Annotated in this window: 22 protein-coding genes; 10 read left to right on the forward strand and 12 right to left on the reverse strand. The window is 60.7% G+C overall.

Annotation, left to right across the window (positions count from 1 at the left end; all coding sequences use genetic code 11):
- Window positions 1–572 precede the first annotated feature (572 nt).
- Window positions 573–2,246, forward strand: coding sequence for a DEAD/DEAH box helicase (locus V7773_RS20190; protein ID WP_003199404.1), 1,674 nt, complete (start codon window positions 573–575; stop codon window positions 2,244–2,246).
- A 100-nt stretch (window positions 2,247–2,346) separates the two neighbouring features.
- Here the strand turns inward: V7773_RS20190 and V7773_RS20195 are convergent, their stop codons facing one another.
- Complete coding sequence (locus tag V7773_RS20195; RefSeq protein WP_336074721.1) at window positions 2,347–3,114, reverse strand: DODA-type extradiol aromatic ring-opening family dioxygenase; 768 nt, start codon at window positions 3,112–3,114, stop codon at window positions 2,347–2,349.
- A 104-nt stretch (window positions 3,115–3,218) separates the two neighbouring features.
- On the opposite strand from V7773_RS20195, the gene V7773_RS20200 reads away from it, so the two are divergent.
- Window positions 3,219–3,872, forward strand: coding sequence for a thiopurine S-methyltransferase (locus V7773_RS20200; RefSeq protein WP_336074723.1), 654 nt, complete (start codon window positions 3,219–3,221; stop codon window positions 3,870–3,872).
- Between the two features lie 180 nt (window positions 3,873–4,052).
- On the opposite strand, the gene htpX is transcribed toward V7773_RS20200, so the two are convergent.
- Complete coding sequence (gene htpX / locus V7773_RS20205; RefSeq protein ID WP_003199411.1) at window positions 4,053–4,940, reverse strand: protease HtpX; 888 nt, start codon at window positions 4,938–4,940, stop codon at window positions 4,053–4,055.
- Between the two features lie 302 nt (window positions 4,941–5,242).
- Window positions 5,243–6,454: a pyridoxal phosphate-dependent aminotransferase gene (locus tag V7773_RS20210; protein ID WP_003199412.1), complete on the reverse strand. Its 1,212-nt coding sequence runs from the start codon at window positions 6,452–6,454 to the stop codon at window positions 5,243–5,245.
- Window positions 6,455–6,674: 220 nt separating this feature from the next.
- Between V7773_RS20210 and msrB the strand changes: the two genes are divergently transcribed.
- The 3 genes from msrB (at window position 6,675) to V7773_RS20225 (ending at window position 8,266) form a co-directional block, all read left to right on the forward strand.
- Complete coding sequence (gene msrB, locus V7773_RS20215; RefSeq protein WP_336074727.1) at window positions 6,675–7,067, forward strand: peptide-methionine (R)-S-oxide reductase MsrB; 393 nt, start codon at window positions 6,675–6,677, stop codon at window positions 7,065–7,067.
- 255 nt (window positions 7,068–7,322) lie between these two features.
- Complete coding sequence (locus V7773_RS20220) at window positions 7,323–7,808, forward strand: glutathione peroxidase (RefSeq protein ID WP_063322308.1); 486 nt, start codon at window positions 7,323–7,325, stop codon at window positions 7,806–7,808.
- Window positions 7,805–8,266 (forward strand): MarR family winged helix-turn-helix transcriptional regulator, encoded by a 462-nt coding sequence (locus V7773_RS20225; RefSeq protein WP_063322307.1) that lies wholly within the window; start codon window positions 7,805–7,807, stop codon window positions 8,264–8,266. Before V7773_RS20220 ends, V7773_RS20225 begins: the two co-directional genes overlap by 4 nt.
- Here V7773_RS20225 and V7773_RS20230 read toward each other — a convergent pair.
- Complete coding sequence (locus tag V7773_RS20230; protein ID WP_336074731.1) at window positions 8,250–10,571, reverse strand: hybrid sensor histidine kinase/response regulator; 2,322 nt, start codon at window positions 10,569–10,571, stop codon at window positions 8,250–8,252. The genes V7773_RS20225 and V7773_RS20230 overlap by 17 nt on opposite strands.
- 163 nt (window positions 10,572–10,734) lie before the next feature.
- Here V7773_RS20230 and V7773_RS20235 point away from each other — a divergent pair, with 163 nt between their 5' ends.
- Together V7773_RS20235 and V7773_RS20240 are read left to right on the forward strand one after the other, a co-directional pair.
- Window positions 10,735–11,625, forward strand: a complete 891-nt coding sequence (locus V7773_RS20235) for an ATP-binding protein (RefSeq protein WP_003199422.1) — start codon at window positions 10,735–10,737, stop codon at window positions 11,623–11,625.
- Window positions 11,622–12,104: a GAF domain-containing protein gene (locus V7773_RS20240; RefSeq protein WP_014337288.1), complete on the forward strand. Its 483-nt coding sequence runs from the start codon at window positions 11,622–11,624 to the stop codon at window positions 12,102–12,104. Before V7773_RS20235 ends, V7773_RS20240 begins: the two co-directional genes overlap by 4 nt.
- On the opposite strand, the gene V7773_RS20245 is transcribed toward V7773_RS20240, so the two are convergent.
- The 7 genes from V7773_RS20245 to V7773_RS20275 form a co-directional block, all read right to left on the reverse strand.
- Window positions 12,105–15,053: an HD domain-containing phosphohydrolase gene (locus V7773_RS20245; protein ID WP_336074734.1), complete on the reverse strand. Its 2,949-nt coding sequence runs from the start codon at window positions 15,051–15,053 to the stop codon at window positions 12,105–12,107. It lies immediately after the preceding gene.
- A 113-nt stretch (window positions 15,054–15,166) separates the two neighbouring features.
- On the reverse strand, window positions 15,167–18,787 hold the full coding sequence (locus V7773_RS20250; RefSeq protein WP_336074736.1) for a transporter substrate-binding domain-containing protein: 3,621 nt from the start codon (window positions 18,785–18,787) through the stop codon (window positions 15,167–15,169).
- A 10-nt stretch (window positions 18,788–18,797) separates the two neighbouring features.
- Window positions 18,798–19,424 (reverse strand): response regulator transcription factor, encoded by a 627-nt coding sequence (locus tag V7773_RS20255; RefSeq protein WP_003199430.1) that lies wholly within the window; start codon window positions 19,422–19,424, stop codon window positions 18,798–18,800.
- 386 nt (window positions 19,425–19,810) lie between these two features.
- Window positions 19,811–21,139, reverse strand: coding sequence for a deoxyguanosinetriphosphate triphosphohydrolase (locus tag V7773_RS20260; RefSeq protein WP_053183171.1), 1,329 nt, complete (start codon window positions 21,137–21,139; stop codon window positions 19,811–19,813).
- 198 nt (window positions 21,140–21,337) lie between these two features.
- Window positions 21,338–21,673, reverse strand: coding sequence for a hypothetical protein (locus tag V7773_RS20265; protein ID WP_336074741.1), 336 nt, complete (start codon window positions 21,671–21,673; stop codon window positions 21,338–21,340).
- Window positions 21,670–22,059, reverse strand: coding sequence for a phage holin family protein (locus tag V7773_RS20270; protein WP_063322302.1), 390 nt, complete (start codon window positions 22,057–22,059; stop codon window positions 21,670–21,672). The genes V7773_RS20265 and V7773_RS20270 overlap by 4 nt, the downstream gene beginning before the upstream one ends.
- Window positions 22,060–22,061: 2 nt before the next feature.
- Window positions 22,062–22,376 (reverse strand): DUF883 family protein, encoded by a 315-nt coding sequence (locus tag V7773_RS20275; RefSeq protein ID WP_063322301.1) that lies wholly within the window; start codon window positions 22,374–22,376, stop codon window positions 22,062–22,064.
- 339 nt (window positions 22,377–22,715) lie between these two features.
- On the opposite strand from V7773_RS20275, the gene V7773_RS20280 reads away from it, so the two are divergent.
- Window positions 22,716–23,924 carry an ammonium transporter gene (locus tag V7773_RS20280; protein ID WP_336074743.1) on the forward strand — a complete coding sequence of 403 codons (1,209 nt, stop codon included), beginning with the start codon at window positions 22,716–22,718 and terminating at the stop codon, window positions 23,922–23,924.
- A 17-nt stretch (window positions 23,925–23,941) separates the two neighbouring features.
- On the opposite strand, the gene V7773_RS20285 is transcribed toward V7773_RS20280, so the two are convergent.
- Window positions 23,942–25,654 (reverse strand): cation:proton antiporter, encoded by a 1,713-nt coding sequence (locus V7773_RS20285; RefSeq protein ID WP_336074745.1) that lies wholly within the window; start codon window positions 25,652–25,654, stop codon window positions 23,942–23,944.
- A 189-nt stretch (window positions 25,655–25,843) separates the two neighbouring features.
- Between V7773_RS20285 and V7773_RS20290 the strand changes: the two genes are divergently transcribed.
- Window positions 25,844–26,080 carry a glutaredoxin family protein gene (locus V7773_RS20290; protein ID WP_063322298.1) on the forward strand — a complete coding sequence of 79 codons (237 nt, stop codon included), beginning with the start codon at window positions 25,844–25,846 and terminating at the stop codon, window positions 26,078–26,080.
- Window positions 26,081–26,172: 92 nt separating this feature from the next.
- Window positions 26,173–26,493, forward strand: a complete 321-nt coding sequence (locus V7773_RS20295; RefSeq protein WP_063322297.1) for a hypothetical protein — start codon at window positions 26,173–26,175, stop codon at window positions 26,491–26,493.
- Window positions 26,494–26,549 lie beyond the last annotated feature (56 nt).

Genomic DNA, 26,549 nt, shown 5'->3' on the forward strand with positions numbered 1-26,549 from the left:
TTGCGCGCCCCAGCGGGAGCAAGCTCCCTCGCCACGGGAATTGGGCGCGGCGCGGGTTAAGGGAATGCCTCGAATCAGTGTCAGTCTCAAGAGCAAATCGGTTGATCGACCGGAATGCTTTTGTGGCGAGGGAGCTTGCTCCCGCTGGGTCGCGAAGCGGCCCCCTTCGATTTCAGATATCAACCCAGGCGTCTGCTTCGCAGCCGAGCGGGAACAAGCTCCCTCGCCACCAAGGGCAAAGTCGTCTGGAGGTGAACCGTTTTAGCCGGCTGTCCCAAGGCCCAGGTCAACGAGCCCCATAACGGTATCTGGCAATAAAAAAAGCTCCCTTTTCGGGCGAATTCCGGTATAGTGCGCGCCGGCCTTTAGCCGGGCCGCGTCAAGGTAGCGCAATTCCCCGAAGTCAGCTTCGGTTGCATGTCCGCACAACGGATGCTTCCACGACGTTCTTTTTCATTCATTCGTTTTCGCAAATCCCCGCCGACAAAGCAGCCAGGGCGACTCTTGAGTCTCAACACGGCATGCGCAGCTTTGGAGCATGGGTCTTTGCGGATGCACTTAGAGGCAGACCCATGACCCAGGAAACCGGCGGCTTCGCCGCTTTTAATCTCAACCCGAACATTCTTGCTGCCGTCACTGCGACCGGCTACGAAGAACCTTCGGCGATTCAGCAGCAATCGATCCCGATCATCATGGCCGGTCACGACATGATTGGCCAGGCGCAAACCGGTACGGGTAAAACCGCTGCGTTCGCCCTGCCGATCCTGCATCGCATCGATCCTGCCAAGCGCGAACCGCAAGCCCTGATCCTGGCGCCAACTCGTGAGTTGGCGCTGCAAGTAGCAACCGCTTTCGAAACCTATTCCAAGCAGATGCCTGGCGTTACTGTTGTGGCCGTTTATGGCGGTGCCCCGATGGGCCCACAACTGAAAGCCATCCGTAATGGCGCGCAGATCGTTGTCGCCACTCCGGGTCGTCTGTGCGATCACCTGCGTCGTGACGAAAAAGTCCTGGCCACCGTGAACCACCTGGTTCTCGACGAAGCCGACGAAATGCTCAAGCTGGGTTTCATGGATGACCTGGAAGTCATCTTCAAGGCCCTGCCAGCGACCCGCCAGACTGTATTGTTCTCGGCCACCCTGCCGCAATCGATCCGTGCCATTGCCGAGCGCCACCTGCGCGATCCGCAACATGTGAAGATCCAGACCAAGACCCAGACCGTCACCGCGATCGAACAGGCTCACCTGCTGGTTCACGCCGACCAGAAGACTTCCGCCGTTCTCAGCTTGCTGGAAGTGGAAGACTTCGACGCCCTGATCATGTTCGTGCGTACCAAGCAAGCGACCCTGGACCTGGCCAGCGCCCTGGAAGCCAAAGGCTACAAAGCCGCAGCGCTGAACGGTGACATTGCCCAGAACCAGCGTGAGCGCGTGATCGACTCCCTCAAGGATGGCCGCCTGGACATCGTTGTGGCGACCGACGTTGCTGCCCGTGGCCTGGACGTTCCGCGCATCACCCACGTATTCAACGTGGACATGCCGTACGATCCGGAATCCTACGTTCACCGTATCGGCCGTACTGGCCGTGCTGGTCGCGAAGGCCGTGCGCTGCTGCTGGTCACCCCGCGTGAGCGTCGCATGCTGCAAGTGATCGAGCGTGTAACTGGCCAGAAGGTAGCTGAAGTTCGCCTGCCGGACGCCCAGGCCGTTCTCGATGCCCGCATCAAGAAACTGACCAACAGCCTGTCGCCACTGGTGGCTGACGCCGAATCGACCCACGGTGATCTGCTCGATCGCCTGACCGCCGACATCGGTTGCAGCCCGCGCGCCCTGGCCGCTGCACTGCTGCGCAAGGCCACCAATGGCCAAGCGCTGAACCTGGCTGCGATCGAGAAGGAGCGTCCCCTGGTGCCGAACAACGCACCGCGTGGCGATCGTCCTGAGCGCACCGGTGATCGTCCGGACCGTGGTGATCGCGAGCGTCGTGCTCCGATTCCGCTGGCCGAAGGCCGTGCCCGCTGCCGTACCGCGTTGGGTGCCCGTGACGGCATCGCCGCCAAGAACCTGCTGGGTGCCATCCTCAACGAAGGCGGCCTGGCTCGCGAAGCGATCGGTCGCATCCAGGTGCGTGACAGCTTCAGCCTGGTGGAACTGCCGGAAGATGGTCTGGAGAAGTTGCTGACCAAGCTCAAAGACACTCGTGTGGCTGGCAAGCAGCTCAAGCTGCGTCGCTATCGCGAAGATTGATCGGCTCTTGGGCTGATTGATCGAGCATGAAAAATCCCCGACTGGTTCGGGGATTTTTTATGCCTGTCGTTTGGTGTGCCGTCAGGGGGAGGCCAATCAGTCAATCGAACCGATAGATGTCCATCCCCAGCGCCCCCATCGTGAACCCCGCATGGACAATGCTGAACTTGCCCCCCGCCCCTCGGGCAAAATACAGCGGCAGCAAGTGCTCATCGCTGGGGTGGCTGCGCACGGCGTTCGGCGCCTGGCGACGGTAATCATGCAGCGCGGCCTCGTCGTCGGCCGCCAGCTTCTCAACCATCCAGTCGCAAAAGGCCTTGGCCCAGGGCTCAATGTTGTCGGGGCCGGCGTTCCAGTCCAGGTCGCGCAGGTTATGGGTGATACTGCCGGAACCGATCAGCAAGATGCCTTGCTGACGCAGGCTCGCCAGGGCCTGGCCGACCTGTGTCTGCAACATTGGTCCCTGGCGGCTGGGCAGGGAAACCTGCACCACCGGGATGTCGGCTTCTGGGTACATCAAAGACAATGGCACCCAGACGCCATGGTCGGACGGCCGTTGAGGGTCGAGGCGTGCCGGCAGGTTCGCGGTGTTGAGCACGGCTGCGACTTGCGTCGCCAGTTGAGGATCGCCAGGCGCGGGGTACTGCACCTCATACAAGGCTGGTGGAAACCCGCCGAAGTCGTGCCAGGTGCGCGGCTGCGGATTGGCGCTGACCAGCAATTCGTTGCTTTCCCAGTGGGCGGACACAATGACGATGGCCTTGGGCTTGGGCAATTGAGCGGCCAGGCGAGCCAATGCCGGACCGCTGTCGCCGGGCTCTAGGGCGAGCATCGGTGAGCCATGGGAGATAAACAGGCTGGGCAGCATGAAGGGGCTCCTGAGCGTTAAGATGTGATCATCTTCCGTCAGGTCAATGATCTAAATCTAATATAAGTTTTAGCCCGTTTTTATCGAATTTCTTGGAGTGAATCATGGAGCCCGAGTTTTGGCACAAGCGCTGGTCATCGAACCAGATTGGTTTTCACTTACCGGAGGTGAACCCGTACCTGCAACGGTTCTGGCCGCAACTGGGCCTGGCCCAGGGCAGTCGGGTGCTGGTGCCATTGTGTGGCAAAAGCCTGGATCTGCTGTGGTTTGCCCATCAGGGGTACTCGGTGCTGGGCGTGGAGTTATCGGAAAAAGCCGCCAATGATTTTTTTCTTGAACATCGGCTTGAGCCGAGCGTGAGTGAAGAGGGTGTGTTCAAGGTCTTCCGTGCCGGGGGCATCGAAATCCGCTGTGGTGATTTCTTTGCCTTGAGTGCTGCAGATGTGGCCGATTGCACGGCGTTGTACGACCGCGCTGCGTTGATTGCCTTGCCAGTGGCGATGCGAGAGCGGTATGCGGCGTATTTGCAGAAAATCATGCCGGCGTGCGTGGGATTGTTGATTGCGCTGGATTACAACCAGGATGAAATGCCTGGCCCGCCTTTCTCCGTGGGCAATGATGAGGTGCTGAGATTGCTGGGTAATGCCTGGCGACTGGAGGTCTTGCAGGAGCAGGATGTGCTGGGGGAGAGCTGGAAGTTCTTGCAGGCTGGGGTGAAGCGGCTGGATGAGCGGGTGTATCGGATTTCCAATCGTTGACGGATGAATCTATGGCGAGGGAGCCCCCTGCTCTTGTGGCGAGGGAGCTTGCTCCCGCTGGGCTGCGCAGCAGCCCCCTCTCAAGCTCACTCAATTAACCTGATCCACCGTGTCGCCGGGTTCTAGGGGCGCTTCGCGCCCGAGCGGGAGCAAGCTCCCTCGCCACAGATTCCCCGGCTGTCAGCCGCGACGACGCAGTGCGTCGATACGCTCTTCCAGCGGCGGGTGGCTCATGAACATGCGAGCCAGGCCCTGCTTGATGCCACCGTTGATGCCAAAGGCATTCAGGGTGTCGGGCATGTGCACCGGCAAGCCTTGCTCGGCGCGCAGGCGCTGCAGGGCGCCGATCATGGCGCTGGTGCCGGCCAGGCGTGCACCGGCGTCGTCGGCGCGGAACTCGCGTTTGCGCGAGAACCACATGACGATGGCGCTGGCGAGGATGCCCAGTACCAGCTCGGCGAAGATGGTTGCCACGTAGTAGGCGATACCCTGGCCTTCTTCGTTCTTGAAAATCACCTTGTCGACGAAATTGCCGATGATGCGGGCAAAGAACATCACGAAGGTGTTCACCACGCCCTGGATTAGCGCCAGGGTCACCATGTCGCCGTTGGCGACGTGGCCGATCTCGTGGGCCAGCACGGCCTTGACTTCATCCGGGGAAAACCGCTCGAGCAAACCCTGGCTGACGGCGACCAGTGCGTCGTTCTTGTTCCAGCCGGTGGCGAAGGCGTTGGCCTCGTAGGCTGGGAAAATCCCGACTTCCGGCATCTTGATGCCGGCTTCGCGGGACAGCTGCTCGACGGTTTGCAGCAGCCATTGTTCGTGACGCGTGCGCGGCTGGCTGATGATCTGGGTGCTGGTGCTCATCTTCGCCATCCACTTGGAGATGAACAGCGAGAACAGGGAACCGGCGAAACCGAACACCGCACAGAAAATCAGCAGCTGATTGAGGTTGAGATCAACCCCGTTGGCCGCCATGAACCCGTTGAAGCCGAAGAGGCTCAGGGTGATGCTGGCAATCAGCACGACCGCCAGGTTAGTGGCCAAGAACAGCAGGATGCGCATCATGGTTGTGAAAATCTCCTCGTGCTAAAGATGTAGCGTTATGCGGGGTATATAAGGTGCCGCCGCAGGCTATTCAACTCGCCGACTATTTCAAACTGTGTCCTACACGCGTCCTAAATGTTTGAAAGACTTTTCTGAAAGTGACCAGGGAAAAGAAATGCGCTGCCTGCCCCCCGTGAACGTTGAGCCCAGATGCATGTTGACCGTCCAATCCCCAGTGTAGAAGGCCCGACGGAGTCGGCGGAACGGATATGTTGCTGAATCAAACAGCGTGCGAGGTGAGGACGCCTCGCACGCTGCCTGGCTTACTGACGGTAGGACTTGAGGAAGTTGCCGATCCGGCCAATGGCCTGGTCGAGGTCATCGACCCGTGGCAGGGTCACGACGCGGAAGTGATCCGGCCACGGCCAGTTGAACGCCGTGCCCTGGACCACCAGCAGCTTCTCGGACAGCAGCAGGTCGAGGACGAATTTTTCATCGTTGTGGATCGGGCAGACCTTCGGGTCGATCCGCGGGAAGGCATACAGCGCGCCCATCGGCTTGACACAACTGACGCCGGGAATGTCGTTGAGCAGTTCCCAGGTTCGATTGCGCTGTTCCAGCAGCCGGCCCTGGGGCAGGACCAGGTCGTTGATGCTCTGGTAGCCGCCCAGCGCCGTCTGGATCGCATGCTGGCTCGGCACGTTGGCACACAGGCGCATGTTGGCCAGCATGTCGATGCCTTCGATGTAGCTCTGGGCGTGATGCTTGGGACCGGAAATAACAACCCAGCCTGATCGGAAACCCGCTACCCGATAGGATTTGGACAGGCCGTTGAAGGTCAGGCACAGCAGGTCCGGTGCCAGGGATGCCGTGCAGATGTGCACGGCGTCGTCGTAGAGGATCTTGTCGTAGATCTCGTCGGAAAACACCACCAGGTTGTGTTGGCGGGCCAGTTCCAGCATGCCCAGCAGCACTTCCCTGGAATACACCGCGCCGGTCGGATTGTTCGGGTTGATGATCACCAGTGCCTTGGTATTGGGCGTGATCTTGGCCTTGATGTCCGCCAGGTCGGGAAACCAGTTGGCCTGTTCGTCGCACAGGTAATGCACCGGATTGCCACCGGACAGGCTCACGGCAGCGGTCCACAGCGGATAGTCCGGCGCCGGCACCAGCACTTCGTCGCCATTGTTGAGCAGGGCCTGCATGGACATCACGATCAGCTCGGACACGCCGTTACCCAGGTAGATGTCCTCGATGCCGACACCTTCGACCTGCTTCTGCTGGTAGTACTGCATCACGGCCTTGCGGGCGCTGAACAGGCCCTTGGAGTCGCTGTAGCCCTGGGCGGTCGGCAGGTTGCGGATGACGTCCTGGAGGATTTCATCGGGCGCTTCGAAACCAAAAGGGGCCGGGTTACCGATGTTCAGCTTGAGGATGCGATGGCCTTCCTCTTCCAGGCGTTTGGCGTGCTTGAGCACCGGGCCGCGAATGTCGTAGCAGACGTTGGCGAGCTTGTTCGATTTGCTGACCTGCATGGCGATGTGTTCCCGAAAATGAACGATCCAGGCGGCGTATGAACCACCGTACTGGGAATCCTGCGTCTGTGCCCAGGCCTGACGCGGTATAGGCGTCACAATCCGTTTGAATGCGCATGACGTGACTGCCAGACTGGCGTCTGACGAGGCGCAATCATACGTGCCGCCCGATCTGCGGAAAAGCGTCGGATCGGGCTTTTTCAATTGCCGAGGTAGGACGATGGAAAAGTTGGAAAAAACCCTTGAAGAATGGCACTCCATGCTCGACCCGGAGCAGTACAACGTCTGTCGGCTGAAGGGCACCGAACGGCCATTCTCCGGTAAGTACAACGCCACCAAGACCGAGGGCGTGTACCACTGCATCTGCTGCAACGAGCCGTTGTTCGATTCGCAGACCAAATTCGATTCGGGCTGTGGCTGGCCAAGTTTCTACGCGCCGATCGAAGGCAGCGCGGTGGTGGAGGTGCGGGACGTCAGCCACGGCATGATTCGCACCGAGGTGGTCTGCGCCAAATGCGATGCCCACCTGGGCCACGTCTTCCCCGACGGCCCGCCGCCCACGGGTTTGCGGTACTGCATCAACTCGGTGTGCCTGGATCTCGTACCCCGTTAGGGATTGCTCACAATCCCCTGTGGCGAGGGAGCTTGCTCCCGCTGGGCGGCGCAGCCGCCCCAATAGGGGATGACGCGGTCTTGCAGGAAAATCGCACCAGCCGGGTTTACGACGGCTGCGCCGCCGAGCGGGAGCAAGCTCCCTCGCCACAAGAGCCTGTGGGCTCCACAGACCATGGGTTCGGATAATTAAATTGCACACAATTGAATCGCTCGCTATCTTCACCACCTGTCCTATTCGTTTTGGAGCCTTGCCATGAGCGACAATCTGCTGAGCATCCCGTGCACCACCATCAAGGGGGAGCAAAAGACCCTCGCCGATTTCGCCGGCAAGGCTGTGCTGGTGGTCAACACGGCCAGCCAGTGCGGGTTCACTCCGCAATACAAGGGGCTTGAGGCGTTGTGGCAGACCTACAAGGACCAGGGCCTGGTGGTGTTGGGCTTTCCCTGCAATCAGTTTGGCAAGCAGGAGCCGGGCGACGAGGGGGCAATTACCGAATTCTGCGAGTTGAACTTCGGTGTGAGTTTTCCGCTGTTCAAGAAAATCGAGGTCAACGGCGCCAACGCCCATCCCCTGTTCGTCCAGCTTAAACAGCGGGCGCCCGGGGTGCTGGGGTCCAAAGGCATCAAGTGGAATTTCACCAAGTTCCTGATCGGCAGGGACGGCCAAGTGGTCAAGCGTTTTGCCCCGACCACCAAGCCCCAGGACCTGACCAGTGAGATCGAAGCGCTGCTCAAATGAATGACCTGTCAGTCGATTCCCTGAAGCTCGACAGCCAGTTGTGCTTCAAGCTGTACGCTGCTTCGCGTGCAGTGATCCGTGGCTACAAGCCAATGCTCGATCAACTCGGCCTGACCTATCCGCAATACCTGGCGATGCTGGTGCTCTGGGAATGGCAGGACACGGCCCCGGCACAGCCGACGGTCAAGGCGCTGGGTGAGCGTTTGCTACTGGATTCCGGGACGCTGACGCCGCTGCTCAAGCGCCTGGAGCAGCTGGACCTGGTCCAGCGCCAGCGTTCGGCCCGGGACGAGCGGGAGGTGCACTTGAGCCTGACGATTGCCGGACGAGCCTTGCGTGAACAGGTCGGCCCGCTCAAGGCCCGCCTGTTGTGCGACAGCGGTATCGACCTGGACCGCCTCGCAACATTGCGAGACGGTCTCGATCACCTGTTGGGCCAGATCAAAGCGCTGACGTAGTCGGCACCCACTGGTCCAGCACTGCCGCCAGTTCTTCGCGGCGGAACGGCTTGGACAGGTAATCGTTCATGCCGGCCGCACGGCAGCGCTCACGTTCCTCGGGCATTGCGTTGGCCGTCAGGGCGACAATCGGCAGGTCCGACCAGCGCCCGCTTTGGCGGATCTGTCGACTGGCTTCGTAGCCATCCATTACCGGCATGTTGCAGTCCATCAACACCAGGTCGAACACCCGCTGTTCCAGTTGACTCAGGGCTTCGGCGCCGTGGGCTGCGACGGTGACTTCGCAGCCCAGTTTTACCAACATCCCCTTGGCCACCAGTTGGTTGACCGGGTTGTCCTCCACCAGCAGCACCCGTCCACGCCTGGACGGCGCCAGGGTTTCGATCTGTGCGTCATCAATGACGGTCGCCTCGCTTTGCATGGCGCGCCGCAGAATCTGGTACAGCGCAAGGCGCGCCAGCGGCCGAGCCTGTTGTATCAGCGGGGCGAGGGCGGCGGCTTCTTCGCTGGGCATGAAGCTGCCATAGGCGGTCACCAGCAGGATCGGTGCGTCAAAGGTTGGCCGCAGGTTGAACAGGCATTCCGGGCAGTCGGTGATCAGCATGTCAGGCTTGAGCCCCAGCAACCCGTCGTCGATGGAGCGCTGCACATAATCCAGGCCCCACCCCGGCAACAGCATGCCCAGCAACTCGGCCAGGCCGCTGCTGCTGGCGGTGATGGCGACGACGTTGCCGCGCAACGGTTCGACCGGCGTTGCCGGGAGATGGCAAGGCAGGGGCAGGTCGGCACAGAACTGACTGCCGAAGCCAGCTTCGGAACTGATGGTCAACCGGCCCTGCATGGCTTCACAGAGGTTGTAGGTCAGTGCCAGGCCCAGCCCGGTGCCACCGAACTGGCGGGTAATCCCGGCGCCGGCCTGGGTGAACGGTTGCAGGATTCTCGCCTGGGCTTCCTGGGGGATACCGATGCCCGTGTCGCAGACCTCGATGCGCACGCCGCCTTCGTAATGACTCAACTTCACGTCGACCCGGCCGAAGCGCGTGAATTTCAGGGCATTGGACAGCAGGTTGCTGACGATCTGACGCACCCGGGTCGGATCGCCGAGTACCTGCGCCGGGAACTGCGGTTTGATCAGGCAGGCCAGTTCGACACTCGGGGCCGCGTTCTGAGAAAGCAGGTTGGCGGTATCCTCCACCAGGGAGCCGAGGTCGAACGGGATGCGTTCGAGTTCCAGTTGACCGGCGTCGAATTTCGACAGGTCGAGGATATCGTTGAGCAGTTCGACCAATACCTTGCCCGAGTCATGGGCAATCGATAGCTGTTGCTGTTGTTCGGCCGTCAGGGGGCCGTCCAGGGACAGGGCGATCATTCCCAGCAGGCCGTTGAGCGGTGTGCGGATCTCGTGGCTCATGTTGGCGAGGAACGCAGAGCGGGCCTCGGCCATGTCCAGGGCCGTGCGCCGGGCCACTTCCAGTTCCTCGTTGGACTGGCTGAGGCGGGCGTTGCTGGCCTTGAGTTCGGCGGTGCGTGCCGAGACGATGTTCTCCAATTGCGCGAGGTATTCGGTGAGGCGATTTTCGGCCGTGCGCCGCTGCTGGATTTCGGTGGAGATATTTTCGAACTGCTGGTTGGCGACGGAAACCAGTACGCCGATTTCATCGGACTGGTGGCCGGCAGGGCATTCCAGGTGATTCTGTTCGTTGCTGCTCGGGTCGCGGCTGCTCAGTTCGCGGATGACCCGCACCAGGGGCTTGGTCAGCATCACGTAGAACAGTGCCAGCAGCAGGCCAGTCAGGATCAGGCTGCGGGCGAAGCCGTTGAGCAGGGTGACCTCGGCACGGCGCAGGAAACGACTGCCGAACGCATAGGTGTCGACGTCCAGTCGCAGCATGCCCAGGGATTCGTTGGGCAAGTGATCCAGGTAGAGCCGATCCTCGAACTGACGCTGGGCGCCGAACAGAAAGTCGCTGATGAACCGGTAGCTGCTTTGCAGCTCGGGCCGCTTGACGCTGGCGAGCACGGTATTGTTGTTGTCGATCAGCTCGGCCCCAATGATGGCCGGTGAGCGCAACAGGCCCATGGACAGCTCCTGGGCGAGCTCGGCGTCGATGTTGTAGGCGATGCGCGAGGCCGGGTTGTGGCTGATTTCCAGCAGCGAGAGGATTTCACGGTTGATCGACGCGTCTTCGCTGGCATAATCGATGCCGATCTGCATCAGACTGAGCAAGGTGCCCAACACGAAGCCCACCAGGACGGTCAGGCGGGCCTGCTTGTAGGAAAGCCGTTGGGTGAATCTGATGTCCATTGAGTGATGAACCACTTACGTTTCCCTTCGCCGGTCAAGCATAGCTGATCATCTCTGAGTACCGGTGCAGCCGGTGTGTATTGTGTGAAGTAGACCCGCCATTGGATACGACGTTTCGTAGCTCGAGCGCCATCATTACTGTGAACCTGTCCGAGGAGAAGACGTGGACTCGCGATTGAATGCTTTTCTTGAGCGTGCCGATGCCGTGCTGGCCCGGATCGAGCCTTTGCTGCCGGCGCCCCGGCCCACCATCGATTGGACCCAGACCCTGGCCGCCCGCTGGCAGCGTGACGGCCGTAGCGGCTACCTGCTGCCGCTGCAGGTCAGCCTCGACATGCGCCTGTCGGACCTGATCGGCGTGGACCGCCAGGTCGAACAACTGGGCCGCAACACCCGGCAGTTCATCGATGGCATGCCTGCCAACCATGCCTTGCTCTGGGGCTCGCGTGGCACCGGCAAGTCGTCCCTGGTACGCGCCCTGTTGGCTGAACATGCCCCGCATGGCCTGCGCTTGATCGAGATCGAACGCGATCACCTGGCCGATCTGCCTCGGGTGGTGGAGCAGGTTGCGAAACTGCCCCAGCGCTTCGTGTTGTTCTGCGATGACTTGTCGTTCGAGTCCGGTGAAGGCGATTACCGCGTGCTCAAGAGCGTGTTGGATGGTTCCCTGGAGCAGGCGCCGGACAACGTGTTGCTGTATGCCACTTCCAACCGTCGTCACCTGGTGCCGGAGAAGGAAAGCGACAACGAGAACTGGAAACGGGTCGACGGCGAACTTCATCCCAGCGAAGCGGTAGAGGACAAGATCGCCTTGTCCGACCGCTTTGGCCTGTGGCTGTCGTTTTATCCGTTTACCCAGGAGCATTTCCTTAACGTGGTGGAGCACTGGATCGGCGAATTGGCAGCCAAGGCCGGGCTGGCCTGGCAGCGCGACGAAGCGCTGGATGTACTGGCGGTGCGCTGGGCAACCGGTCGCGGCAATCGCAACGGACGTTGCGCCTATCAGTTTGCCCGCTATTGGGTAGGCCTGAAATTGTTGGAGCACAAGGCATGATCGATTTGAAGGGCACCGGAGTCGGCCTTGACGGCTACGCGTTGTTATCGGCACAGCTGGAATCCTTGCTGGCCGATGAGCGTGACTTCATCGCCAACGCCGCGCAGTTCTCGGCTTTCCTGTCCAGTCAGCTGGACGACCTGAACTGGGCCGGTTTTTACCTCAATCGCAACGAAGAGCTGGTCCTGGGACCGTTCCAGGGCCAGATCGCCTGCGTGCGGATCCCCTTTGGCCGCGGCGTGTGCGGTACGGCGGCGGCGACCCGGCAGACCCAGCGCGTCGAAGACGTCCATGCCTTCGCCGGGCACATCGCCTGCGACAGCGCGTCGAACAGCGAACTGGTGGTGCCGCTGGTCAAGGACGGGCGCCTGATCGGCGTGCTCGACCTGGACAGTCCGAAACTGGCGCGTTTTACCGAGCATGATCAAGCCGGCATCGAGCAGTTGGCCGCGATATTCCTGCGCCTGACGGATTGCTGATCATACCTTCAACCCTGCCTTGACCAGCAGGCCGTGGGGATCGATTTCGTCGATCTGGTGCGGGTCGAGGAACTGGTTGGCGTAGCTCAGGTAGATCTTTTCATCGATGAACAACCCGAACAGCTCGGGATCGATATGGGCGTCACGGCACATGGTGGCCATGATGCCCAGGGCCTCGCTCAGTTTCTTCGCTTTCTTGTAGGGGCGGTCGGCTGCCGTCAGCGCTTCGAAAATGTCGGCAATGGCCATCATGCGCGCCGGCAGGCTCATCTCTTCGCGTTTGAGACGCTTGGGATAACCGCTGCCATCCATCTTCTCGTGATGACCGCCAGCGATCTCCGCCACGTTGTCCAAGTGGCTGGGAAAGGGTAACTGGCTGAGCATCAGGATCGTCTGCACCATGTGATGGTTAATGACGTAGCGCTCCTCGCGGGTTAGCGTGCCTCGCGTGATGCTCAGGTTGTAGAGCTCGCCGCGGTTGTATTTCCAGGCCGGTACGTCGAGCTGGAAGCCCCACGGATTTTCCGCCGGGATCAGTTCGGCTTGGTGGTGTTCGAGCAGGTGCTCGGGCTTGTCTGCCAACAGTGGCTCAGTGACCGGTAGTGTCGGCTTGGGCGCGCGGGCCTGGCGCCGGTTTTCTTCCCAGGAAACCCCCAGGCGATCATCGAGGGTCCGGGTCCACGGGCGTTGCGCGATGTGTCGCAGGCGCTGCAGATCGGCTTCGGCCATGGCTTCGGAGCCCAGGTTGCAGCGGGCGACGAAAGCAAAGTCGTCATCCAGTGCCGTCAATGTCGCGTCGCGCTGTTGCGCCAGGGATGACGGCTCGCCGCCGCTTGCCACGGCCTGCCAATAATCGACCCAGGCGTCGCGCTTGAGCACCTCGAAGCGGGTGCGTATCTCGTGGATCCGGTCGTTCAGGGTTTCCAGCTTGGTGGCCTTGTCGACCACATATTCGGGGGTGGTGACCTTGCCGCAATCGTGCAGCCAGGCGGCGATGTGCAGGGCTTCCCATTCGTCCTCGGTGGGCCGATAGGTTTCGAATGCCGGTACCTGGCTGGCAGCAGCCGCCTGGGCGAGCATCAGGGTCAGGACCGGCACCCGCTGGCAATGGCCGCCCGTGTAGGGACTCTTGGCATCGATCGCGCCGGCCAGCAATTGGATGAAGGCGTCCAGCAACTGCTTTTGCCTGGCTTGCAGGCGCTGACCCTCGATGCTCACGGCGGCGGCACCGGACACGGCCTGCAGGAAGGCGATGCGGTCGGGCTGCAGTTTTTCCAGGTCGGCTTCGGTGCCGCTGTCGGTGATCAGCAGTACCAGGACGCCGACGGTTTCCTGGTGCCGATTGCGAAGGCGAATACCGATCAGATGGACGCGCGGCGAGTCCAGCTCCCGCAGGACGCTCTGCAGATCGGCCGCCTGTTCGAAGCCCAGGGAGGCCACGAGGTTGTCCGAGGTGGCCAATTGCTGGAGCCATTGCGGGCTGTCGCCAGCCTGGAGCTCATGACTGCGTAACTTGAAGGCCTCGAGATCCCTGGGTGTTCCATTGATGACCAGCCCATACGGCTTGACCCGGTTCTCGTCGTTCTCGCGCAAGTAGATCAGGCCTGCCTGGGCCTGGCCGATTTTTACGGTTTCAAACAACACCCGTTCCAGCAACGGGGCGAAGCGGGTTTCGGCGCGCAGGCTGGCGGTGATTTCAAAGAAACTCGCCAGGGTCTCTTTCATGCGCGCCATCGACACGCTCAACTGATCGACTTCCAGCACCGGGGAGCGACGGGACACGGGGTAGTTGAAGTCAAAGCTGCGAATGGCATCGGCCTCCTGCACCAGTTCGCGCAAAGGCTTGACCAGGATCCTGGACGTCAGCCAACCCAGGGGCAGGCACAGCAGCAGCGTGGCGAGGGTGATGAGTGCGCCTTGCCAGCGCATGCGATAGGCATTGTCCAGCAGCTCATCTTCAGGGACCAGCAGCGCCAGTTCCAGGCCCTGGGGCCCGCCTTCCTGCATGTGGCTGCGAGAAACGATCCACTGGCGTCCGTCCGCTTCCAGGCGCGTGGCATCGGTGTTGTCGTCGAGCGCAGCGGCGATGGCCGGGCTGAGGTCTCGGGCCTTGATCAGGCGTGCCGACTGGGCATCGGCGAGCAGCCGGCTGTTGTCGGGATAACCCACTGCGTTGCCCTTGGGATCGAGCAGGACGACTTCGGTGCCGGTGGTCACCTTGTGTTTGGCCAGGGTCTGGGACAGGGCCGCCAGGGTCAGGTCGGCGCCGATGACAGCCTGCTCGCCACTGCGCAGGGCGAGGGTGGTGCCGACGTTATGGGTGGAGAAAAAAACGTAGGGCTCGGTGGTGATCTGCTCGGTGTTGCCGACGGCGCTGCGAAACCAGCCGCGGCTGCGGGGGTCGTAGGTTTCGTCGACAATGTCCCGGCGCCCGATGAGCGTCAGCGTCTCGTCGTAGAACAGCGACTGTGAGTGAACCGGGCCTTGCTCGGTTGCCCGCTCGACGGTCCAGACTTGGTAGACCGCCTCGGCCGGTGCCTGCAGGGCGACTTTCAGGACCGCGGTGCGCAATGGCCGGACCATCATGAAGTTGCCCTGATGATCGCCCAGGTACAACGATGCCAGGTTCGGGTTGTCCCGCAGTGCCTGGCTGAAGGGCACGAGCAGGGCCAGGCGTTGCGCCATCTGGGGAGTGCGCGTCGCCGGGTAGTCGGCCAACAGCCTCAACAGGTGGCGGATGGGTTCGTAGGTGTCGTACAGATCCAGGCGCACATCCTGTTCAATACGGTTGAACAGTTTCTCACTGCTGGACAGGATGATTTGCGTGGTTTGCCGGTAATTGAAAATCCCCAGCACCACCCCGGTCAGCAACAGAAGCAGGGTAAACATCACGCTGATGTGAACGTGCAGGGGGAACCGGCGTTTTTCCGGACGCGGTGCGCTGGGCATTGCAGTCACTCCAAGTGTCAGGGGGCGTTCTCGATGGTGTTCCCGCGTGCAGGGAAACCGATCGAGAACCCCCAGGTACGCACTGCTGAGCGAATAGCATAGTAAACGCTGGATTATTTTGCCTTGGCGATCTCCGTTTCGAGGGCCCGCTCCAGTTCGCTCATGGCTCGGTCGAGGGCGTCGATGCAATCGCTGATTCGCCTGGGCGCTTGCGCCTGGTGACAAGCGTGTTCCAGCGCCTCGCACCGCTGGATCAGTGAGGTCGCCTGGACGATGCGGGCGACGCCTTTTATCTTGTGCGCTATTTCGGCCAGTGCTGACCGGTTTGCGCTGTGGGCGACGCCGAGCAACTCCTGGCGGTCCGAGCGGCTGCTGCTGAGCAATTCGGCCAGCAGCCGCCGGTTGGACGACGGGTCGCCGCCGGTCAACGCCTGCAGGCTTTGTATGCTGAAAACTGCCGGGCAACTGACGGGTTTGACTGCCTTGATCCATTGGCTCAAGGCGCTCAGGCTGATTGGCTTGAACAGGCAGTCGTCCATCCCTGCGTCCTGGCAGCGTTGTTTTTCCTCCGGTTGGGCATTGGCAGTGAACCCCAGTAGGGTGCAGGGCGGTCGTTGCTGCTCGGATTCATCGCGACGAATCGACCGGGCCAGTTCGTAGCCGCTCATGATCGGCATGTTGCAATCGGCGATGACCAGATCGAAGTGGTTCTTTTGCCAGACCTCAAGCCCGTGGGCACCATCATGGGCGACCTGGTAGTGATGGCCCAGGTATTCCAATTGCTGCGACATCAGCAGGCGGTTGGCGGGATGATCGTCCACGATCAGGACGTTCAGGGGGGCTTGGGCCGTTTCGATGACCGGTTCAGGTGGGGGGCGAACCGGCGCCGTCGCCAGGACAGTCAACTGCAGGCAGACCTGGACCTGGGTGCCGGTGCCGGGTTGGCTGTTCATGTGCAGGCTGCCGCCCATCATCCGGCACAGGTTACGACTGATCACCAGCCCCAACCCCGCACCGTTGCGGGCCATCCGGCTGGTGTTATCGACCTGGGCAAACGGCTCGAACAAACGTTGCAGGTCCGCCGGAGCAATACCGATGCCGCTGTCGTTGACCTCCAGGTGCATTTGCAGGACGTCGTCCCGGTCGGTTGGAGACAGCCGGACCTTGATCACTACCTGGCCCTGCTCGGTAAATTTGAGGGCATTGCTGATCAGGTTCGACAGCACCTGTTTGAACCGCAACGGGTCCATCAACACGTCAGGGCTGCCCTTGGCGGCGTCGAACTGCAGGGACAACGCCAGGTTTTTCTGCCGGGCCACGCCCTCGAATACCCGAATGACCGATTGCAGCAAGGCCCTGAGATTGACGCGTTCGGGGGCCAGGCTCAGATGACCGGATTCGATACGGGCGATGTCCAGAATATCGCCTATCAGTTCGAGCATGCCGGAGGCCGATTCGTACGCGACTTCGATGGTCGAACGGTCCACACGGCCCTTGTCGGCCTGTTTCAGGGCCAGCTCAAGCATGCCGATCACCGCGTTCATGGGGGTGCGGATTTCATGGCTCATGGTTGCCAGGAAGGTGCTTTTGGCGCGGTTCGCGTCATCGGCCCGTTGCTTGGACGCGCGCAGTTCCTCGAACAGCTGGCGCCGCTCACTGATGTCGATCCAGCCGCCGATGATGCCTTGCACTTCGGCGGCGGAGTTTCGGTAGGGGAGGATCCAGTGATAGATCGTCAGTTGCCTGTCCCCGATGTGCAGGGGCCGGTCGACGATCAGGGCGGTGCCTTCGGCCATGACGCGTTGGTAGTCCGCCTGGTACTCCTGCGCTTCGAAGGCGTTGCTCATGGATCCTGGCATCAGGCTCTTGCCGATGACGTCCTCGCGTTTGACGTCGAACGTTTGCAGGTAGCTGTCGTTGCAGCTTTGCAGGATGCCGTTGCGATCCCTCACGTAGATGGGATGGGGGGTGCCGTTGAGCAGTGAATGCATGAATTCGAGTTGATCATTGAGGGCCAGTTCCGCCCGTTGGCGTTGCCTGATCTGGCGCTGCATGTAGGCGTTCCACGCCAGGGAAAACAGCAACAACAGGCCAACGCCCACGACGACCTGGAGGAACAGGCGGTTGTAGGCGCGCCAGGTGTGTTCCGAGGGCGAGACGTAACCGCGCCAGCGGTTGTTGATGACGCCCAGTTCGTCAGGGTCGATGCTGGTCAGGGCCTTGTCGAGGATGGCGTTCAACTCTGTGGCGTTTTTTGCCGTGGCCAGCGCGAACATGGCCTGTTGGGTGCCCACCGTGCTGCTGATTTGCAACCTGTCGCGCCACGCATAGGAGGAGATGAAGTAGTTGGCCATCACCTGCGAGTTCACGCTGCCGTCGACCTGGCCATGGGCAAGCATTTCCACGGCGCGCAAGGGGCCGTCCGTTTCGATGATTTGAAGGTTCGGGTACTGGCTGCGTAGCCATCCGATGACCGGATTGCCTTTGGCGATTGCCAGGCTGGCGTGGCCTAACTGATCGAGTGTCGTGGGCGTGTCGGACTGTTTGCGGGTCAGCAGGACGAACGAGCTATCGACGTAGGGGCGGCTGAACTTCAACTGGAGTTGTCGTTCACTGCTGGGCAAAAGTGCGGCGATCATGTCGGCTTGATCGTTGAGGACCGCAGCAATCATTTCGCTGTCGTTCTGGCGGCGCTGGATGTCCAGGCGCAGGCCGGTGCGCAGCCGGATCAGTTCCAGCAGGTCGGCACTGATGCCGCGAAAGTCCCCATCCGCATCGAAGAAGGTGAAAGGCGCGGAGGTTTCGTTCACCACCACCCGGACCACCGGATGCCCCGCCAGCCAGCGTTGCTCACGGTCGGTCAGTTGTATCCTGTGGTCCGTGAGATACAGGTCGCTGCCTGCACTCCAGCGCTTGGAGATGGCGGCTTGCTCGGCAATGGAAACCTGGCTCAGCGTAGCGTTGATGACTTCCAGCAAGCGGGTGTCGCTACGCCGTACGGCGAAACCGAACCCATGGGATTCGTGTTTGCCGAAGCTGGCCATGCGGATATTGCTCAAGTAGCCCTTGTTGATCATGTAGTGGGTGGAAAGGGTATCGCCGAGAAATACATCGGCCTGACCGAAGGCGACGGCATTGATGGCGTTCTGGTAGGACGGGTAGGTGGTAATGAGTGCCTTGGGGTAGAGTTTTTCAATTTCCCGTAGCGGCAGGTAGTGATAAACCATGCTCAGCCGCAACCCCTCGAGATCGTCAGTCAGGGATCGGCTTTCATTCGTTCGGGTGACGAGAACGGGTTGGTCCACTGCGTACGGCGTCGACAGCACAATGTCGGGGTTGCGCGCCTCGAAACCGTTGGCGGTGCCAAGCATATCGATTTGCCCGTCCTTGAGTGCGGCCATGGCCGCCTCGCGGGAATCGAAGCGCAGGACTGTTATGGGCAGGTCGATGGCCTTGGCGATGATGTCGGCGTAATCAGCCGTCAGGCCTTCGTAGTCGCGTCCGCTGGTGGAAAGATCGAAGGGCGGGTAATCCGGGGCGGAAGTTCCCAGGACCAGCGCTTGCCGATCCTGTAGCCAGGCGCGGTGAACATCATCCAGCTTGACCTCGGTATGGGCCATGGACGAGCGGCCCAGCAGGGTATATTGCTCGGGCGCATTCGCTGCCGCCGTGAGCATTCCTGTATAAAACGCTGCGCTGATCAGCAGGAGACATTCGGTTATGCGTCTGAGCATCCTGTTTTTCTCACACCAGCGCGTTGCGCTTCGCCATTTCAATCAGATCGACCAACGACTTGACCTTGAGCTTCTGCATCAGCCGTTTCTTATAAGTACTGACGGTCTTATTGCTTAGAAACATTCCTTTGGCTATTTCCTTGTTGGTACGACCCTGGGCAAATAGTTGCAGCACCATCAGTTCCCGATCATTGACACTTTTGAAAAGGTCCAGCTCGATACTGCGTGGGTCATCCGGGCGTACCGGATTCAGCGCCTGACTGGGAAAGTAGTTATAGCCGGACAATACTGCTTTGATTGCGCTGACAAGTTCGCTGAGGTCTTCCTGTTTACAAACGTAACCAGAGGCGCCGGACTGCATGCATCGAATGCCGAAGAGCGTCGGCGACTGGGCCGTGAGCACCAGCGTCTTGAGCGGAGTGGTCATGGCGTTGAAGCGCGAGAGGATTTCCAGCCCGTCGAGTTTGGGAATGCTGATGTCCAGGATAACCAAGTCTGGCATGCATTCGCGCACCATTTGCATCGCATCGACGCCGTTGTCAGTTTCTCCCACGACCTTATAGCCCTCATGCTCCAGAAGCATGCGAACAGCGAGGCGGATGACCGGATGGTCGTCGACAATGAAAACGGAGTTCATGAATAAATTACCCTGCGAACTTGAATAAAGCGCGCACCTTAGCCCACTTACAACCAGGGCCGTACGAAGAGACGGGCATGCAACTTCAATTTCAGAAGTTTCCTACAAAAAAAGAGGCAAGATATTACGATGTAATCGGTTTTTTAGTAGGTGGATGGCAAAAAGAGATGGGAGGAGTTGGCAGTGTGTGAAGGGATATTTCTTTGATTGTGTTGGTTGTGCAAACAAAGGAAGCGTTTTTAATCGAGGTGTGTAAGCCATACATTATTTATCTACTTCAAACTCCCTGTGGCACAGCGCTACAGAATTCACATTCACCGCCAATCCCCTGTGGGAGCGAGCAAGCTCGCTCCCACATTTTTTCGAGGTGCTGCAAAGGGTGCCTTTTATTGGCGTGTGCGGCCGGTCATTTCCTGGGCCATTTCGCTGGCGTAGCTGTCGGTCATGCCGGCAATGAAGTCGATCATTCGCAGGAACGCGCCATGCAAAGGGCCGTTGGGATCCGGCGCGTTGTTCCCCAGCAGGTCGAGAATGCGGCGATTCTTGAACGAAGGCGTGCGGCCCCCATGCTGTTCAAGGGCCGCTCCGCAAAATCCGTTGAGCAGGATTTCCAGCGTGGTGTAGGCGCCGATTTCATGCAGGGTCTTGCGCTTGTCCTGGAAAATTTTCCGGCGCGCCATGTCCTTGGCATTCAACACGCAGCGTTTTGCCGGGCCGTGCATATGCTCCACGAGATCTCCTGGCAATGTGCCGGCAAGCAAGGCTTCCTGCTGTTCGACAAAAGCCCGGGCGGCGGCGTTGGTCAGGTGTTCGATGGCCTTGCCTCGCAGGATCGCCAGTTTGCGTCGCCGCGAGTCCAGCGGCCCCAGCTGCCGGTAAGTGTCCGGAAGATCATCGCCCACCAGGTCCAGGAGCAGCGATTCCACCTGGGGGTATTCCAGGAGATCCATCTCCACGCCGTCCTCCAGGTCGATCAGCGCGTAGCAGATGTCATCGGCGGCTTCCATCAGGTACACCAAGGGATGCCGTGCCCAGCGTTGATCCTCGATCTGTGGCAAACCGAGTTTGTGGGCAATCTGCTCCAACAGTGGCAGTTCGCTCTGGTAGCAACCGAACTTGTGCTTCTTGTAGCCCAGCGAGTCCGCGTGGCGGGCAGTCCAGGGGTATTTCAAATAGGTGCCGAGGGTGGCATAGGTCAGCCGCGTTCCGCCGTCGAACTGATGGTATTCAAGTTGGGTGAGGACGCGGAATCCCTGGGCGTTACCTTCGAAGTTGAGGAAGTCGTTGCGCTCGGCTTCGCTCATTGCATCGAGCCAACCACGGCCGGCAGCCTGCTGGAACCAATAGCGGATAGCATCCTCGCCGGAGTGACCGAACGGCGGGTTGCCAATGTCGTGGGCCAGGCAGGCCGATTGCACTACCATGCCCAGGTCGCTTGGCTCGCACCAGTCAGGCAGGGCATTGCGGATGGTTTCCCCCACGCGCATGCCCAGGGAACGCCCGACGCAGCTGACTTCCAGAGAATGGGTCAGGCGCGTATGGATGTGGTCGTTGCTGGAGACCGGATGCACTTGCGTCTTGCGTCCGAGGCGGCGGAAGGCGCCGGAAAAGATGATGCGGTCGTGGTCCTTGTGGAAAGGACTGCGGCCCAGTTCTTGCGGACTGTGCAGCGGTTTTCCGAGGCGTTCGCGAGTCAGCAGGGTGTGCCAATCCAAGGCTGGGTGCTCCGTTTGATGGTGTCGTTGTCCTAGCTTCCCGGTTCGTGGGCTGCCCTGCAAGGCTTATAGGCCTGCACAGACTGGATACACAACCCTGTGTGGCGAGGGAGCTTGCTCCCGCTGGACTGCGAAGCAGGCCCATTTTTGTGAGTGCTTCGCACTCAAGCGGGAGCAAGCTCCCTCGCCACTGGGGCCTCAGGGTTTGCGCATATCTTTGGCCAGCTTGATCAACGGAAGCAATGTCGTTGCCAGGCGGATCAGGCCAGTCAAGCCACCGCCACCACCATTGCGGGTTCGTTTGCCGGTGATGAAACCGAGCAGGGACACCGCCGCCACCCCCCACAGTGGCGCGTGCTTGATGCCGAAGCCTTCGTGCCAGCTTTGCGTCAAGCCGCGTGCCCGGTGCAAGGGCTGCAGCAACTGGCGTGTTTCCTGGCGGATTTCCTGGCGGTGCATTTCCATGCGCAGACGCACCAGCGCCTTGCGCATTTCCTGTCGTGTCCGGGCTTGAGGAACATCAGGCAGGCTCATGGCAACAGGCGCTCCCGGTCATTGGCCAGTTCTTCGAGGGTGGCGTGGAAAGGAGAGGACTCGTCGTAGATCGCCGCCTTGAGCCGAAGCCCGCAGAACAGCGCCGCCAGCAGATAAAACAGGCACAGGCCGATAATGCCGGCCAGACGATAGGTGTCCCATACCAGGATCAGTACCAGCGCCGAAAGCCCGACCAACAGCAGCAGGCCGAACACCAACGCAAGGCCGGCGAACAGCAGGAGACTGACAGTGCGTGCCTTCTGTTCCTGCAGCTCCATGCCGAACAATTCGACGTGGCTATGCAGCAAGCCAAGGAACGCCGCGCCCAGGCGGCGTGCTGTAGTTTTTGTGCCCGCTTCGGACGAGCCGGATTCGTCGATACCCATCATCAGCGCCGTGTCGCCAGCAGACCAATCAGAAAGCCAACGCCTGCCGCAATGCCTACGGATTGCCAAGGGTTGGCCTGTACATATTCCTCGGTGGCGGCCACCGCAGCCTGGCCGCGTTCGCGCATGGAATCTTCCGTCAGCTTGAGCGTTTCGCGGGCGCGCAGGAGGGTTTCGTGAATCTGGCTGCGCAGTGCATCGGCTTGATCGCCGGCCAGCGTCGCGGTGTGATCGAGCAAGCGTTCCGTGTCGCTGACCAGCGTCTGGAAATCTTCCATCAGGGTTTCTTGAGCAGTCTTTGCCTGGGGTCTGGTCATCGGTGAATCTCCGTAAGTGACGTCTGAAACGTTCGAGTATGAGCCTTGCTGGAAGGTTCAGTACAAGTGACTGGTACAACTTTTGCTCAGGTTTTTGCCATGTACTGGTGCATCAGCCTGCGCCAGTGCGCTGAAGCTGGGCGAAAGCCCGAAAAACCTTAACCCAAATAATCAAAACCCGCGAAGCACCTCCAAGCGGGATTTCGTTTTGACCGTTCTTGCGCACCAAAGCGGTTCGTCGGCCTGCGTACGGCCAATGAGTCGTTTCAACTTGGTGCGCTCGCAAGGCTGGCGAACCGGTTTGGTGCTTTTTTCAACTTTTTCAGGTCTGCCCATACCATGGAAAATATGCAAAACGCCGTGGACGGTCTGGTCCACAGCTCCAACACGCTGTTCATCCTGCTCGGCGCGGTCATGGTCCTGGCCATGCATGCCGGCTTTGCGTTTCTTGAAGTGGGAACGGTCCGGCAAAAGAACCAGGTCAATGCGCTGTCGAAAATCCTCAGCGATTTCGCGGTCTCGACCCTGGCCTATTTCTTTATAGGCTATTGGATTGCCTACGGTGTGACCTTCCTGCAACCGGCGGCGGTGCTCAGCGCCGATCATGGCTATAGCCTGGTGAAGTTCTTCTTCCTGCTGACCTTTGCCGCTGCGATCCCGGCCATCATTTCCGGTGGTATTGCCGAACGTGCCCGGTTCGCACCGCAGTTGTGCGCCACGGTGCTGATCGTGGCGTTTGTCTATCCGTTTTTCGAGGGCATGATCTGGAACGGCAATTTTGGCCTGCAGGCCTGGCTGCAAGCCCGGTTCGGCGCCAGTTTCCATGACTTCGCCGGCTCCGTGGTGGTGCATGCCATGGGCGGCTGGCTGGCGTTGGCTGCCGTGCTCTTGCTCGGCCCGCGTAATGGCCGCTACCGGGACGGTCGCCTGGTGGCGTTTGCGCCTTCGAGCATTCCATTCCTGGCCTTGGGTTCGTGGATCCTGATTGTCGGCTGGTTCGGTTTCAACGTGATGAGTGCCCAGACCTTGCCCGGGGTGAGCGGGCTGGTGGCGGTCAATTCGTTGATGGCCATGGTGGGCGGTACCGTGGCGGCATTGATAGTCGGACGCAATGACCCGGGCTTCCTGCACAACGGCCCGCTGGCCGGTCTGGTGGCGGTCTGTGCCGGTTCCGACCTGATGCACCCGGTCGGTGCGCTGGTCACGGGGGCCATTGCCGGTGCCTTGTTTGTCTGGTGCTTCACCGCGGCCCAGGGCAAGTGGAAGATCGACGATGTGCTCGGCGTCTGGCCGCTGCATGGGCTGTGCGGTGTCTGGGGCGGCATTGCTTGTGGCGTCTTTGGCCAGAGCGCCCTGGGCGGCCTGGGTGGGGTCAGCCTGGTCAGCCAATTGATCGGCACGGCGCTGGGCGTTGTCGTCGCCCTGGCCGGCGGGTTTGCGGTCTATGGCATGATCCGGGTCGTGTTGGGGCTGCGCCTGACCCAGGAAGAAGAGTATTACGGCGCCGACCTGTCGATTCACAAGATCGGCGCGGTCAGCCAGGACTGAGCGTCGCGAGCGTCGCACTATGGCTCCTTGTCCTGGTTGCCGGGATAAAAGCCATGGAGCAGGCGGTAGCGGTCATGACGAACCTGGTCCACATGATGCCGGACCTGCTGCTCGGGCAGGCCGAGCATGATCAAGGCGTGGGAGGCCAGCATCAGGCTCGACTCCAGCAGTTCCGGGACCACTTCGCTGGCCCCGGCAGCCTGCAACTCGGCCAGTTGGCTGTCGTCACGGGTGCGCACCAGGATCGGTACCTGGTGATTGACCTGGCGGGCCGCCTTGAGCACGGTGATGGCAATGTCGGTCTTGTCCACCGCGATCACCAGCAGTCTGGCGCGGCTCAAGCCAACGGCCGCAAGCAGGTCACCTCGTCGCGAATCCCCGTAATGCACGCAGTTTTCCCCGACGGTGGCTTCCTGGATAATCACCGGGTCGTCATCCAGGGCGACGAACGCCTGGCCTTCGCGACGCAGGAACCGCCCGATGGATTGACCGACGCGCCCGTAGCCGCAAATGACCACATGGCCCGACAAGCCGGCGTTGAGTGCGCTGATCTGGTCCAGTTGCGCCTCTTCGTTGGGTTTGCGATGCAGGCGCGCGGCGATGCGTGGCGCCGCACGCAGTAACAGGGGAGTCAGTAGCATCGAGCAGAAGGTCGCGGCCAGCAGCAGGCCGCTGATGTCGGCGGGCATGAGGCGGTTCTGCTGCATGAGGGCCATCAGGGCGAAGCAGAATTCACCGCCCTGGGCCAGCGCCAGGCCACTGCGCCAGGCGGTTTCAACGTCGCTGCCGCGCCATTTCACCAAGATGGCGACCACACAGCCCTTGATGAGCATCAGGCCGATGGTCAATCCCAGGATCAACAAGCCGTCGTCGAGGAACAACTGCAGGTCGATCAGCATGCCGATGCTGACGAAGAACAGCCCCAGCAGGATATCTCGGAACGGACGTATGTCGGCTTCGATCTGGTGCCGGTAGTGGCTCTCCCCCAGCAGCATGCCCGCCAGGAACGCTCCCAGGGCTGGCGACAAACCGAGCAGGTGGGTCAGCCATGCCGTCAGCAACACGATCACCAGGGCCAGCAGCACGAACAGTTCCGCGGACCGGGACGCCGCCACCTCATGGAACAGCCGGGGCAACAACAGTCGGCTAGCCAGCAGCAGACCACCGAACAGAACCAGGGTCTTGCCCAAGGTCAAGGGCAGTGCCCAGTACCATGGATGGTCGCTACTGCCGGCGAATACCGGCACCAGGGTCAACAACAGTACCGCGACAACGTCCTGGAACAACAACACTCCGATGGCGTTCTGGCCATGGCTGCTGAAGATTTCTCCCAGGCTGGTCAACTCCTTGCTGACGATGGCGGTGGAGGACAAGGCAAGTCCTGCGCCGAGCAACAACGCGGCGATCACAGGGGCGCCGGCCAACGCCAGCAATCCCGCCAGGACCGCCCCTGAGCACAGCACCTGCAGGCTGCCGAGGCCGAACACGACCCGACGCAGTTCGAGCATTTTCGACAGGGAAAACTCGAGCCCCAACGAGAACAGCAGGAACACCACCCCGAGCTCGGCCAGGTCTGGCAGTTCTTCGCTGTCGTTGACCCAGTCCAGCGCGGTAGGCCCGACCGCCAGCCCGACGCAGAGATAACCCAACACGGGTGGCAGGCGCAGCCGCCTGAACAAGGCGATGACCACCAGGGACGAAGCAAGGATGATCAGCAGGTTGGCAAACAAGGGGAACTCCGTTTCAAGGCTACAACGCACAGCGTAGAGGGGAAAATGCGACAAGCGTCGCTGGAAAAGCATTGACGCTCAGTGATTTGCATCAGCGTTTTACCGAAACACCTTGAAGCGAGCCAGCGACTCGACGGTTTCCCGGGGCGGGCCTAGAATGACCGTCTATCTTTTTTGGGTCTACCCGCCATGCTTCCTGAATGCCAGTTGTTCGGCACCCTGGGGTGTCATCTTTGCGAAGTAGCCGAAGCTGAACTGATGCCTCTCGTCGAACATGGATTGTTGGTGGAACTGGTGGACATTTCAGAACGCGAAGCCTGGGTGGATAGTTATGGGCTGCGTATTCCCGTGCTGCGCAGGCTGGATACCGGTGCCGAGCTGGACTGGCCCTTCGAGGCCGAACAGATCGTGAAGTTTCTCGGTTGAGCAGTTCATCTGTCAGTTCCTGATACTGCGGTTGGCGAAAGTATCGTGCTTCGGTTACTGTATGTGCATACAGTTATCTGGAGTGCATCCCCTTGGTCAATGTCGAACAACTGAAAAGCAGCGTGAACAGGATGTCCGCGGACGTTGTGCGCGAGGCAGTCCTGGAACTGCGCCTGGATGGCTTGGTTACCGAAGGCAAGACGCCCTTCAACAAACTGCATTTCAACACCTGTTTCGCCGAGATTGAAGCGTTGTTCCAGCGTGCCGGCTATCACAAACAGCTGGATGTGGTGGGTTACCAGGGCCTGTTGTACGCGTTGTACGATCCAGGTCGCTGGGAGGCGGTGGAAGTGCTGCGCTGGTTGAAGGAATTCACCGAAGCTGCGGCAAAATCGACGTCGGTCACCACGTGAGCAATCATTGCTGGGCTGGCCTGTGCGACTGTCGGATAATACTGCCTCGCAAAAAT

The sequence above is a fragment of the Pseudomonas sp. 3JA genome, from assembly GCF_036961705.1.
GTDB classification, from domain to species: Bacteria; Pseudomonadota; Gammaproteobacteria; order Pseudomonadales; family Pseudomonadaceae; genus Aquipseudomonas; species Aquipseudomonas fluorescens_Q.